Raw genomic sequence first — 13,790 nt, 5'->3', positions numbered from 1 at the left:
AATGTCCTTTCTTTCATTCTTCAAAGACTATAAAAAATTCGGAATTTTCTTTTCTGTTTTATGTATTGTTATTATTGTAATTATCTACAATATTCTTAATGTCAAGAAGCCTTTGCCTATCTATCAACCAGCCATGGTTAGTGAAGAGCTTGTAGATAGTACAATCCAACATCAGGCCAAGTACCATAAGATTGCAGATTTTAATCTAATTAACCAAAATGGCGAAATAATTACTCAAGATACCTATAAGGACAAAATCTATGTGGCCGATTTCTTTTTTACAACATGTCAAACCATTTGTCCAATAATGACAGACCACATGTACAAAATACAAAGGGAAATCATTAGCGATGATAACGTAATGCTGCTATCACATTCAGTCACACCACAAATTGATGATGTAGCACAACTTAAAAAGTATGCAAAAGAAAAAGGTGTTATTGATAGAAAATGGAATTTGGTAACTGGAGATAAAAAACAGATTTATGAACTTGCACGTAAAAGTTACTTAGCAGTAAAAGAGGATGGTACTGGTGATGAATACGACATGATCCATACAGAAAACTTCATGCTTATAGATAAAAAACGACAAATTCGTGGTTTCTATGATGGCACCAATCCTGAAGACATAGATCGCCTATTAGAAGATATCAAAACGCTTAAAGACGAATCTTAAATTCTTTAAAAAACCTACAAGCACAATCTAAAATTTACCTTATTTTTGCTTCTTTAAAATTATTCTAAATAAGAATCTGGTGACTTTAGCAGAAATTAAACGAGGACAAAAAGCTATAATTAAGGATGTTTCATCCATTCACATACCTCTTAAACTGCTAGAAATGGGTTGCCTTCCAGGAAATAGTGTAGAACTCGTACAAGTGGCTCCATTTGCAGACCCAATGTATCTTAATATTAATGGCTCGCATTTAGCTATCCGTAAAGAAACAGCCATTCATATTCTAATTGAAACAATCGATGGGTAAACAGATAAATGTAGCGCTTATAGGAAATCCAAATACAGGTAAAACTTCGGTATTTAATGCACTTACCGGTTTAAATCAAAAAGTTGGCAATTATCCTGGCATCACTGTTGAAAAAAAAGAAGGCATTTGCAAACTTCCACGTGGCGTAAAGGCACATATCATAGACCTACCTGGAACGTATAGTTTAAATGCTTCATCCTTGGATGAAAATGTAGTAATAGAATTATTGCTCAACAAAAATGATAAGGACTTCCCAGATGTTGCTGTAGTTGTAAGTGACGTTGAAAATCTTAAAAGAAATCTTTTACTCTTTACGCAAATTAAAGATTTGGAAATTCCAACAATTTTGGTGATTAACATGTCGGATCGTATGGCCTATAAAGGGATTTCACTTGATTTAAATTACTTAGAACAGCAACTCCAGACTAAAATAGCACTTGTTAGTACAAGAAAAAATGAAGGTATATCCGACTTAAAAGAGCTAATTACCTCCTATAAAGAACTGTCTAAAAAGCCTTGCTTAAATGCATCCTCAATAGACCCACAATATTTTGGAAGTCTTCAAAAGGCATTTCCCAATCAGCTGTTATATAAATTATGGTTGGTGATAACACAGGATGTTAACTTCGGAAAAACAGATAGAAAATCCATTGAAGATGTTTCAAATTTTAAAACAAAATCTAAAGTAGATCTAAAACACCTTCAACAAAAAGAAACCATTAAGCGCTATCAATTTATAAACGACACCTTAAAAAAAGGTCAAACAATAGACTTAAAATCTGCAAAGGACTTAAGGATTAAATTAGATAGAGTTCTTACACACAAGGTTTGGGGCTATTTAATATTTGGCGTCATCCTACTAACCATTTTTCAAGCTATTTACGACTGGTCTAGCGTCCCTATGGATTTTATTGATGAGTCTTTTGCGTCTCTCAGCGAATGGGTTAAAACGGTATTACCAGCTGGTGCCTTTACAGATTTATTAGCCGAAGGTATTATTGCTGGATTAGGCGGTATCGTAATCTTTATTCCTCAGATTGCATTCTTGTTTTTATTTATAGCCATACTCGAGGAGAGTGGTTATATGAGTCGTGTTGTCTTTTTAATGGATAGAATAATGCGTCGTTTTGGCTTAAGTGGTAAAAGTGTGGTACCATTAATTTCTGGCACTGCATGTGCTATCCCAGCGATTATGGCGACACGTAATATTGAAAGTTGGAAAGAGCGCCTAATCACAATTTTGGTTACACCATTTACAACCTGTTCGGCTAGACTACCTGTTTACTTGATTATAATTGCTTTGGTTATTCCTGAGGGTCGATTTTTAGGATTAAGCTATCAAGCCTTAACACTTATGCTATTGTATCTTATAGGTTTTGGTGCTGCTGTAGGTTCTGCATATATTTTAAACAAAATTCTTAAGATAAGAAGCAAGACCTTCTTTGTTGTGGAAATGCCTAATTACAAACTTCCCTTGCCTAAAAATGTTGCGTTGACCGTTATAGAAAAAACAAAAGCCTTCGTTTTTGGGGCTGGTAAAATCATCTTAGCTATTTCTATTGTTTTATGGTTTTTAGCGTCTTACGGGCCAGGAGAACAGTTTAACAATGCAGAACAAATTGTAACGGAACAATTTGCTACAACCAATTTGAGTGAAGAAGAACTAAATCAAAAAATCGCATCGCATAAACTCGAGCATTCTTTTATAGGTGTAACCGGAAGAGCAATAGAACCAATTATAAGACCTTTAGGATATGATTGGAAAATTGGAATTGCCATTGTTAGTTCCTTTGCCGCTAGAGAAGTTTTTGTTGGTACGCTTGCTACCATATATAGTGTTGGTAGTGATGAAGAAGAGACTATTAAGAATAGAATGGCAGGCGAGGTTAATCCAATACTTGGCGGACCACTATTTAATTTTGCATCTGGTATTTCTTTACTGCTATTTTATGCATTTGCTATGCAATGCATGAGTACACTAGCCATTGTTAAAAAAGAAACCAATTCTTGGAAATGGCCTATTTATCAACTGGTAATTATGAGTGGTTTTGCTTATCTTGTAGCATTGATCGCTTATCAAATACTAAAATAAATGAACACGCTAATTCAATACATACTCGCTTTTTCAGCGCTTACAATTGCGCTTGTTTATTTGTTCAAAACATTTATTTGGTGGCCTAAAAAAAAGGTGACTAAATCTTGTGGTCATAAGGATTGTGGCTGTCATTAGATTATTTTGTTTTTCCTTATAATGATATTTATAAACTTTCTTTTCAAAGAAATTGCTAACTTTGAATGAATGAGTAAGTTATTTGTTATAACGTTGTCACTTATAATTCTAGTACAAAGTGCTGGGATTGGCGTTAATGATATTCTGCAATTAGATGAACTTATAGAGCATGCTCAATTTCACAAACAAGAGTATGGTGATAGTTTTTTTGTATTCCTATCAAAACATTATGGTGAGCAAAAAGCCGAACACAGCAAAAATCACCAAGAAGAACAAAAAGACCACGAGCAGCTTCCTTTTCAATACCAAGGCCATACATTATCTGTTATTGCTCTTGTTAATTCTGAAAATAGTCATATCAATACCATTGAAATAACAGATTCTACTGAATCTAATTTCCATTATGTAAGTTCCTTTTCAACACTGCATAAAAAGGGCCTTTTACAACCTCCTAAATCAATATAATTCACTTCGTTAATTTATTTTTTACAGCTTGCAAACAATGACAAGTTGCATATCTATTTAACCAATGAATTATGCTATCTCATATTATCAATTTTAGTTTAAGGAATAAGTTTATTATTCTGTTGCTCACCACATTCATTATTGGATTTGGGTTATATTCTCTAAGTCAAATTTCAATTGGTGCGGTACCAGATGTTACCAATAATCAAGTTCAAGTTATTACAACTTCTCGTAATCTCTCAACTCAGGATATGGAGCAATTCATCACCTATCCCGTTGAGCTAGAAATGGCCAACTTACCAGGCGTACAAGAAATAAGATCAGTCTCAAAATTCGGGCTTTCAGTGGTAACTATTGTCTTTGACGATGCTATTGGCACCTATTTGCCAAGACAACTCATAGCAGAAAAAATCAAATCGGCCTCAGAAAAAATTCCTGATGGTTTTGGCACACCAGAAATGGGACCTATATCTACAGGGTTGGGTGAAATCTACCAATACATTTTAGATGTAGAAGACGCTTATAAAGAGCAATATACGGCACAAGACCTGCGCACAATTCAAGATTGGATTGTGAAACGGCAGCTTTCCGGTATTCCAGGTGTTGTTGAAGTTAACACTTGGGGTGGATTCTTGAAACAGTATGAAGTTGCGCTGAACACAAACAAGTTAAACGCAATGCATATTTCCGCCCAAGACGTCTTCATTGCTCTAGAAAAAAATAATAGCGTTGCAGGCGGCGGTTACATTGAAAAGGTAAACCAAGCTTATTTTATCCGTGGTAATGGTCTAGTGTCATCTTTAGAGGATATTAGTAATATTGTAATTAAAAATGATGATGGTGTACCTATATATATTAAGGATGTAGCAAAAGTTGGTTTTGGAAATGCCAATAGATTTGGTGCCATTACAGGAAATGGTGAAGGTGAAAAAGTCCTAGGACAGGTTATGATGCTTAAAGGTGCCAATTCCAAAGAAGTGATTGATGCTGTAAAAGAAAGGGTTGCATCCATTTCAAAATCACTGCCTGAAGGTGTATACATAAACGCATTTTTGGATCGAAGTGAGCTTATAGGAAGAACAAGTTTTACGGTTACAGAAAATCTGGTATTAGGCTGTCTTATCGTTGTTTTTGTGGTTGTTCTTTTACTAGGAAATTTAAGATCAGGTTTAGTAGTGGCTTCAATCATACCGCTTTGTTTGTTATTTGCACTTTCTCTGATGTACCTTTTTGGTGTAGATGCCAATTTGATGAGTCTCGGTGCTATTGATTTTGGGATTATCATTGATGGCGCAGTAATAATTGTAGAATTTGTAGCATTTAAAATTACCAAAGAACATATTCAATTTTCTCAATTAGATAAGCAAAATACCCAAGTTCTAAAAGATGATATCACATTTAGTGGTACAACAAAAATGATGAACTCTGCCATTTTTGGACAACTCATCATATTAATTGTATTTATACCAATATTATCGCTAAGTGGTGTTGAGGGTAAAATGTTTAGACCAATGGCACTAACATTTAGTTTTGCACTAATTGGCGCAATGCTTTTTTGCTTTACATACGTACCAGTAATTGCTTCTATATTCTTAAAACCCTATAAACCATCAGAAAATAATATTTCCGTGAGGTTAATGCGAAGACTAAACAAGCTATATGATCCTGTAATTAATTGGGCATTAAAGCGTAAAAGACTCGTGCTTGTAGTAGCCATAGCACTATTGATAGCAACGTCATATCTGTTCTCAAGGATGGGTGGCGAATTTGTGCCTACATTGGATGAAGGTGATTTTGTAATTCAACCTGTACTAAAAACTGGTACATCATTAGGCAAAACTGTTGAAATCACAACTCAGATCGAAAATATACTGCTTGATAATTTCCCGGAAGTAAAACAGGTTGTTACGCGCATTGGTGCTGCAGAAGTACCCACCGACCCAATGTCTATGGAAGAAAGTGACGTTATTATTGTTTTAAAACCTAAAAGTGAATGGACCTCGGCCAAATCAAAAGATGAATTGGCAGACAAATTCAAAGCAGCGCTTGCCATAATTCCTGGCATGGAAGTAGAATTTACGCAGCCCATCGAAATGCGATTTAACGAGCTTATTACAGGTGTTAGAGCAGATATTGCTATCAAAGTATTTGGAGACGACCTTGATATTCTATCAGAAAAAGGTAGTGAAATAAAGAACCTTATTGAAAATGTTGCAGGTGCTGCAGACATAACTGTAGAAAAAATTGATGGCCTTCCGCAAATGAGCGTAAACTATGATAGAACAAAAGTTGCCAGATATGGGCTAAATATTGAAGATTTAAATAATATGCTCTCTATGGGTTTTGCTGGTAGATCTGTTGGAAGTGTTTTTGAAGGCGAAAAACGATTTGATTTGGTGGTGCGACTAGAAGAAACCAACAGAGAAGATATAGACAACATAAAGAACTTATACGTAGATTTACCTACTGGAGGCAAAGTTCCATTAAGTGAATTGGCCGATATTTCCTATCAGAAAGGTGCTGCAAAAATTTCTAGAGATGATACTAGAAGACGCATTGTTGTTGGAATAAATGTTCGTAATAGAGATTTACAAACTGTCGTAGATGATGTAAAAGAAATCTTGGAGAATAACTTGAGTTTGCCTGTAGGTTATAACATTTCCTATGGTGGCCAATTTGAAAATTTACAAAGTGCAAAATCAAGGTTGCTGGTTGCTGTACCGATTGCACTAATACTAATCTTTATCCTGCTTTACTTCGCATTTAATTCAATAAAGGATGCGCTATTAATATACTCTGCAATTCCATTGGCTGCAGTTGGTGGCGTGCTATTACTATGGTTGAGAGATATGCCGTTTAGTATTTCGGCCGGTGTTGGATTTATTGCATTATTCGGTATTGCTGTACTTAATGGTATAGTTCTCATAGAACATTTTAAAGAATTAAAACAACAAGGCTTTAATGATATGGAAACACTTATTAAACAAGGTACAAAAGATCGTCTTCGCGCTGTGCTATTGACGGCAACAGCAGCAGCCCTTGGCTTTTTACCTATGGCTATTTCGACTAGCGCAGGAGCGGAAGTTCAAAGACCTTTAGCTACAGTAGTTATTGGTGGCTTAATAACTGCAACCCTTTTAACATTAGTAGTACTTCCTGTATTATATGCATTTTTCAATAAGCCACATAAAACAGTTAAAACAAGTACAAACTCAAAATTGCCATTGTTGATTGTCTTAATTGGCCTTACATCCTTAAATTCATTTGGTCAAAACAATCCAAAAACACTAAACGAATTAATAGCAATTGGTCTTGAAAACAATGCAGGTCTTAATGCGAGTCGTTTAAAAGTGGACCAATCAGAAATATTAATTAAAAGTGCTTTTGATTTTGATAAGACTCAAGTTTATTATGGTTACGATGAAAACAATCTAGCGACTAACGAAAGGCCTATTGGTGTTTTTGGAGTGCAACAGGAATTTGATTTCCCAACTGTTTATTTTGCCAAGAAAAAAGTAAATAAGGCTCAAGTAGGCTTAGAATTGGTTAACTTAACCATAAAGGAAAAGTCTATTAAACAGCAAATCGTCTCGAACTACTACAACTATTTATACGCTAAAGAAAAAGTGACGATTTATAAAAGACTGGACAGTCTCTACTCAGATTTTTCTAGAATCGCAAAAAGACGATTTGAATTAGGCGAAACAAACTATCTTGAAAAAATTACCGCATCTTCAAAACAAAAACAGGTAAATATAAATTTAGAACAGGCTTTACAAGAACTTAGTATTGCTTTTGAGAATTTATGCAAGGTGGTTCAATTTAAAGATAGCCTAACGTTTATAGATGAACGATTGAGTAAGGTATCTCTTCAAATTCTTGATCTTAAATCAAGTCCAGAAATCATCTTTTTTGATAAAAAGCAAGAGTTGCTTGAGAGTAAACGAAAATTTGAAAGACAGCAACTATTACCAGGCCTTAGCTTAAATTATTTTCAAGGTTCAAATTCTAGCTTAAATACAAACCTTTATGGTTATCAATTCGGACTAAAAATTCCGTTATTATTTGGTTCTCAAAACTCAAAAATAAAAGCATCAAAAATAGCAATGGACATTGCTAGTGAAGAATCAAGAGAGTACAAAATACAACTCAATACAAAATTCGAAACCTTAAGTTCTCAATTAAATCAGAATCAAAAAGCATTGATGTACTATGAGAATGAAGGCACGCTCTTGGCAGAGGAGATTTTGAAAACTGCGAAAGTAAGTTACAAAAATGGTGAAATAGATTTTTATCAATATATCCAAAGTGTTGAAAACGCATATGACATTCAATTAGGCTATATAGAGCTACTCAACACCTACAATCAAACCGTAATACAACTTAATTATTTAACCTTATAAACTAACGTCATGAAACGTATTCAACATAAAGTACTGGTAGCACTGATTTTTCTTTTTGCAATTAGCTGTGGTAAAAAAGAAAATGAGACTTCTATAGTAACCAAAATGGACGACGGCATAAAGATTTCAAAAGCGCAATTTGAAGCAAATAAAATGACGTTTACCCAAATTGAAACAAAGTCTTTTCCCTTAAAAATAAAGGTCAACGGAATGATAGATGTCCCACCAGAAAACAAGGCAATAGTTAATTCACCAATGGGTGGTTACATCACTAGGACGCCTTTACTAGAAGGTGACACTGTAGCTAAAGGCGCATTTCTTGTAGCACTTGAAAACCCTGATTTTGTCACCTTACAACAAAATTATATGGAAACTAAAGCCCAACTTGATTATCAAAGAGCAGAATATGACCGCCATAAAACCATGCGTGAAGAAAACGTCATTTCTGAAAAAAGTTATATTAAGGCTAAGAGCGATTACAATGCTGTTAAGGCAAAGTACAATGGACTTAGAAAGCAACTAGAAATGCTTAATATTTCCGTAAATGCTGTAGAAAGTGGAAAAATCACATCAATCATAAACTTGTATGCACCAATAAGCGGAAGCATTACTAAAGTAAATGTGAATAAAGGGACTTATGTTTCACCTGCCAATTCCATATTGGAAATCATAAACAATGAACATATTCATTTAGAGTTGTCTGTTTTTGAGAAGGATATTTTGAATGTTAAAAAAGGGCAAAAAATAACGTTTACCATTCCTGAAGCTTCCAATCAAACTTATGAAGCCGAAGTTTATCTAGTAGGAACTACTCTAGATGAAAACAGGACCATAAAAGTTCATGGACATCCAAAGGATGAATCCGTAAAATTCTTAACAGGTATGTTTGTAAATGCAGAAATTTTGATAGCTTCTAAATCTGGAAATGCTCTACTAAGTGATGCTATCGTGGAAGAGGACAACAATAATTTCATTTTGGTTTTAGATAGAGAAACAGAATTAGATTATTACTTTACAAAACGTAAAATCGAAATTGGACTTGAAAATGACGGTTTTACTGAAATTAAAGAAAACAAAGGTCTAAACCCTGAAGACAGAATTCTTCACCAAGGTGCCTTTGGCTTAATTGGTATCTAAGCTTTAGCCTAAACCAACATCTAAAGTCATCATTATAATAAAACCACCTATAAATCCAAGTGTGGCGATATCGGTGTATTTATCACGTTGCGTTTCTGGTATTACTTCTTCTACAACCACAAATATCATTGCACCTGCAGCAAAAGCCAAGGCATAAGGCAGTATCGGCTGAAAAAATGTTACCGCTAATGCCCCAACAACAGCAGCTATTGGTTCCACGATCGCAGACAATTGTCCGTACCAAAAGCTTTTAAACTTACTCACACCATGTCGTCGCAATGGCATAGAAACTGCCAGTCCCTCAGGAAAGTTTTGAATACCAATACCTAAAGCTAGTGCAACAGCACCTCCAATGGTAGCTTCAGGAATACCTGCAGCAACACCACCAAACAATACACCCACAGCTAATCCTTCAGGAATATTATGCAATGCAATGGCCAAAACCAATAGCGTTGTTCTGTGCCAAGGTGTCTTTACACCTTCTTTTTCACTTTCTTTAAAATTAATATGCAGGTGTGGTAATACTTTATCTAACCCGAAAATGAACAGAGCTCCCATTGAAAAACCTATCACGGCAGGAATCACTTTTACAAAGCCTTCGCCCTCACTCATCTCTATACCTGGTGCCAATAAACTCCAAAAACTTGCAGCAACCATAACGCCTCCAGTAAACCCAAGCATTCCATCTAAAAGTGCCCTGTTCATTCCTCTAACAAAAAACACTAGCGCAGCTCCAGCAGCTGTTAATATCCATGTAAAAAGTGAAGCATAAAGTGCTCCAAGTACAGGATCTATAGACTCAAAATATTGTATAACATCATTCATACTATTGTAGTTTTTTTACATAAATATTATTTGTAATCGCTTTAGACATAGTCATGTTATGCTGATGAATTGTAAAGGTCATTGAGTGATCAAAATCTTCAATATCTTTTACCGTTAATTCAGTTCCTATTTGTATTTGATGCTTGTCCAAATACTTTAAAAAGTCAGTTGAAGAATCTTGTACGCCAACGCATTTGTAAGTACCGCCAACCTCAGCTTTAGACAAAATTATCTTATCTGTTCTTTTAATTTGGCCATCTTTATCAGGAATGGGATCACCATGTGGATCATGAGTAGGAAAGTCTAAAAAAGCATCTAACTCTTTAATCAGCTTTGGTGATTTAATATGCTCCAATTGTTCTGCCACATCATGAACCTCATCCCATGAGAAATTTAATTTATCTACCAAAAAAACCTCCCATAGCCTGTGCTTTCTTATAATGTCTACTGCTGTTAATCGTCCTTTTTCAGTTAGATTTACTCCCTTGTACTTTATATAGGTAATAAAGCCTTTATCTGAGAGTTTCTTGAGCATGTCAGTGACCGAAGATGCCTTAGCATCTATCTTTTCTGCAATAGCATTAGTGCTTACATCAGTTTTAGTCATTTGACTTATGTGATAAATTGCTTTTAGATAATTTTCTTCTGTTAAAGTTACGGACATACTAATTTTGCTTTAAAATACTTAGCATTTCAGTAGGTGAAATATAGCGATAAAATCGTTTTTTAATTTCAAAATCTTCATTCAAAATAATAGTAGCAGGTAATTCTATTTCGGCATTTTGCCTACTAGCCAAATATTCAGGAATTTGATGGATTGGATTTCTTTTTTTTCCAAATTGTTTATTGGTAAATGTCTTACCTCCAAACTGAATTGTATCATTGGATTCCACATTGAACTTTATAGTATAATAGTTATCATTTAACAATGCTATTACGTCTTGTTTGGTAAATACTGAACGATCCATTTTTTTGCAATACGCACACCAATCTGCATAGAAGTATACCATTACTTTTTTGGGTTGCTTCTTAAGTGCTTCTTCGAGTTGTTCAAAATCTAGCCAATTAACTTTTTCGTCTTGTCCATGAACAAGAGTTGTACAAAAAATTAGTGTTATGACGATTAAAATGCGCATTAATGTAACTTTCCAATTTTAATACCTACGAAGAACGTTCTTGGCAAGGCTGGCCCATAGACATAATCCGAATCTCTTGTTGGGCCAATATCAAAATCATCCTGAAAACTATTAAACAGGTTTTTTACACCTGCATTTAAAGTTAGCTGAAAATCTTCAGAGACATCAAAATGGGTTTCCGCATTTAGATTTAGATCAAAGAAGCTAGGACTCTCATTTAAACTTAAAAAACCTGAATCACTAACAACAAAAGGTACGATCATCTCACCAGTATATGTTCCTGTCACAGATAAACTAAATCGTTCGTGTGGTGTCCAGTTTGAATTAAAATACCCATAAAAATTTGGATTTCTAACAAATTCTGAGATCAGAATATCAGATTCATTCGGGTTTGAACCGTCTGCCTCAAAAAGAATTTGGTCTTCATTAAACTCAGCGCTTTGAATGGTACCACCCAACTGGAACAACCATTTCTTTGAAGGCGAAACCGCAAACTCAAAATTTGTACCATAGACCCTTGCGCCCTCACCATTTCTGACCTCCTCAACAATAGAACCATTAGGCAATTGTGCACCTGTGCTCACCAAAGTAAATGGATTTTCTAAACTTGTATAAAATCCTTCTAGTAAGAAGTTGGTTTGTGTTGTATTAAAATCTTTGGTGAAGTTAAAAGATCCTGTAAATGCATTTGAAAACTCGGCCTCTAGATTATCCGATAGAATCACAAATTGTGGTTCACCACCCACTGAAGAAATATGAAGGTCTTCATTGAAAGCTTGTGGCGCTCTAAATCCTCTGGCATAGCCACCTCTTAATTTTATATTATCCGAAATTTTATATGCTAATGTAACTCTAGGATTGACTGTTGTTTGGGAAATATCAACACCACGCTCAATATCACCTACTTGATAAATACCATCTACATTGATGTGGTCTAAACGTGTCCCTATTAGTGCCGAAAATTTCTCATTCGGTTTCCACTCGTATTGTCCATAAACACCAACAGCGTGAACATCTTGGTCTACCAATCTATTGTAGCCAACTATATTGTCTTCTGTACTACTAATATTATACTCAATACCAGAGGTTAATACATCTCTTTTAAATTGGCTTGTGAATTGGAAACCATTTGCCAATGCTAAATCTTTAGTAACGCCATAAGCATTGAGCGCTGTAAGGCTATCTTGAGCCGTTCTTCCACCTCCTAAGCCACCATAATAGCTATCTCTATCGGTATACTGTACAGAGCTATAGATGGAATAAAACTTATTGTTCTTTTCGTTGTTAAAGTCATAACTGATGCCTCCCATTATGGTATTGTGCTCTAACTCTTCTGTAATGTCCGTTAAATGTGGTGCTAGATCTAAACGGTCTCCACCGCGTCTGTATTCATTTAAAACGGTCGCATCTAGAGTTAATCGACTAGCATCAGTTGGTTTATAGTAAACCTTAGTACCAAAGGTTGTATTCTTTAATTCTACCATTTCGGTAAAACCATCATTATTGGCATCCCATTCGTCCCTATTTCTATGAATACCATAAAAGGTGGCTCCTGTTTTTAAATCGTCTGATACAATTGACGTATTAAAATTTAATACTCTATCTGGTGTGTCTCCATCTACCAATCCCAAATAACTTCCAACTTCCCAAGAATTAAGAACAGGGTCTTTTGTAATAATATTTACAGTTCCTGCAATTGCATTTGAACCGAATAGTGCAGAGCCACCGCTTCTAACAATTTCAACTTTATCAATAATTTGAGTTGGTATCTGCTCTAAACCATAAACACTGTTTAGTGCCGAAAAAACAGCACGACTATTTACCAAGATTTGTGAATAGCTCCCATCCAATCCATTTAACCGAACCTGAGTAAATCCACAATTTTGGCAGTTATTTTCTACTCTTACACCTGGAGAAAAATTAAGACTCTCCGAGACTGCCAAGGATTGTGTAGCGTTGATTAACTTTTCACCTAAGGTATTAACAATAATTGGTGCCTCTTTTTTATTAACCCGGTTTCGTGTTGCGCTCACAACTACTTCATCTAAGCCCAGGAGGTCTACAATCATTTCTATTTCTAAATTATTCTTATTCTGTGCGGTTACCTTAATTGCACTGCTCTTAAGTTTAAAACCTAACGCCTTGACTAATAATTGGTAATCACCTAATGGTATATCTACTGAAAAAAACCCATCTTTATTAGAATAACTTGTATAAGATTCATTAGCTCCAATAAACTTAATTGAAGCAAATGCAATAGGATCGTTGTCTACTATTATCTTGCCATTTACTTTACTTTTCTGTGCGAAACAAATATTTACAAAAAGAAGTAATACGAGTAATCTCATTTATATTTATTCATATTTTTTTGCAAATATAAACATATTTTTAGAGTTGTCTAAAAATTAAACCTTAATACGTCACAAAACGATTTTTAAATTAAGATTACAATTCTAAATTTTTTTGAGACTTCTGATCTTTCACTTCATCAATGCGCTCTATTTCTTGTTTCTTAAATGTGTGCTAGGATGTTCTAAAATTCCCAGAGAAGAATCAGGGTTTTCATTTGTGTTAATAGTTAGTTTTATTATGATAAAAGCTATAACAATTA

At 34.7% G+C, this 13,790-nt stretch carries 10 protein-coding genes; 6 read left to right on the top strand and 4 right to left on the bottom strand.

Annotated elements, in window-relative coordinates; translation table 11 throughout:
- Position 1 precedes the first annotated feature (1 nt).
- The 6 genes from LBU54_RS02285 (at position 2) to LBU54_RS02260 (ending at position 9,218) form a co-directional block, all read left to right on the top strand.
- Entirely contained in the window at positions 2 to 676 is a 675-nt protein-coding gene (locus LBU54_RS02285) for an SCO family protein (RefSeq protein WP_224525141.1), read from the top strand.
- Positions 677 to 755: 79 nt separating this feature from the next.
- Positions 756 to 983 (top strand): FeoA family protein, encoded by a 228-nt coding sequence (locus LBU54_RS02280; protein WP_224525138.1) that lies wholly within the window; start codon positions 756 to 758, stop codon positions 981 to 983.
- Positions 976 to 3,075: a ferrous iron transport protein B gene (feoB, locus tag LBU54_RS02275; RefSeq protein WP_224525135.1), complete on the top strand. Its 2,100-nt coding sequence runs from the start codon at positions 976 to 978 to the stop codon at positions 3,073 to 3,075. Before LBU54_RS02280 ends, feoB begins: the two co-directional genes overlap by 8 nt.
- A 207-nt stretch (positions 3,076 to 3,282) precedes the next feature.
- The gene (locus LBU54_RS02270) at positions 3,283 to 3,678 is read left to right on the top strand and encodes a hypothetical protein (protein WP_224525133.1); all 396 of its coding nucleotides are present in this window, start codon (positions 3,283 to 3,285) and stop codon (positions 3,676 to 3,678) included.
- A gap of 71 nt (positions 3,679 to 3,749) precedes the next feature.
- Positions 3,750 to 8,081 carry a CusA/CzcA family heavy metal efflux RND transporter gene (locus tag LBU54_RS02265; protein ID WP_224525131.1) on the top strand — a complete coding sequence of 1,444 codons (4,332 nt, stop codon included), beginning with the start codon at positions 3,750 to 3,752 and terminating at the stop codon, positions 8,079 to 8,081.
- Positions 8,082 to 8,090: 9 nt separating this feature from the next.
- Positions 8,091 to 9,218 carry an efflux RND transporter periplasmic adaptor subunit gene (locus tag LBU54_RS02260; protein WP_224525128.1) on the top strand — a complete coding sequence of 376 codons (1,128 nt, stop codon included), beginning with the start codon at positions 8,091 to 8,093 and terminating at the stop codon, positions 9,216 to 9,218.
- A gap of 3 nt (positions 9,219 to 9,221) precedes the next feature.
- On the opposite strand, the gene LBU54_RS02255 is transcribed toward LBU54_RS02260, so the two are convergent.
- From LBU54_RS02255 to LBU54_RS02240, 4 genes are read right to left on the bottom strand one after another with little or no spacing between them, the layout of a single operon-like run.
- Complete coding sequence (locus tag LBU54_RS02255; RefSeq protein ID WP_224525124.1) at positions 9,222 to 10,043, bottom strand: ZIP family metal transporter; 822 nt, start codon at positions 10,041 to 10,043, stop codon at positions 9,222 to 9,224.
- 1 nt (position 10,044) lies between these two features.
- The gene (locus LBU54_RS02250; RefSeq protein WP_224525121.1) at positions 10,045 to 10,707 is read right to left on the bottom strand and encodes a metal-dependent transcriptional regulator; all 663 of its coding nucleotides are present in this window, start codon (positions 10,705 to 10,707) and stop codon (positions 10,045 to 10,047) included.
- Between the two features lies 1 nt (position 10,708).
- Positions 10,709 to 11,179, bottom strand: a complete 471-nt coding sequence (locus tag LBU54_RS02245; RefSeq protein WP_224525104.1) for a thioredoxin family protein — start codon at positions 11,177 to 11,179, stop codon at positions 10,709 to 10,711.
- The gene (locus LBU54_RS02240; RefSeq protein ID WP_224525103.1) at positions 11,179 to 13,527 is read right to left on the bottom strand and encodes a TonB-dependent receptor; all 2,349 of its coding nucleotides are present in this window, start codon (positions 13,525 to 13,527) and stop codon (positions 11,179 to 11,181) included. Before LBU54_RS02240 ends, LBU54_RS02245 begins: the two co-directional genes overlap by 1 nt.
- Positions 13,528 to 13,790 lie beyond the last annotated feature (263 nt).

This window comes from Winogradskyella alexanderae (assembly GCF_020166335.1).
Classification (GTDB): domain Bacteria; phylum Bacteroidota; class Bacteroidia; order Flavobacteriales; family Flavobacteriaceae; genus Winogradskyella; species Winogradskyella alexanderae.
Note: the sequence above shows the minus strand (reverse complement) of the source record. Positions and strands in the feature narration are given on the sequence as shown.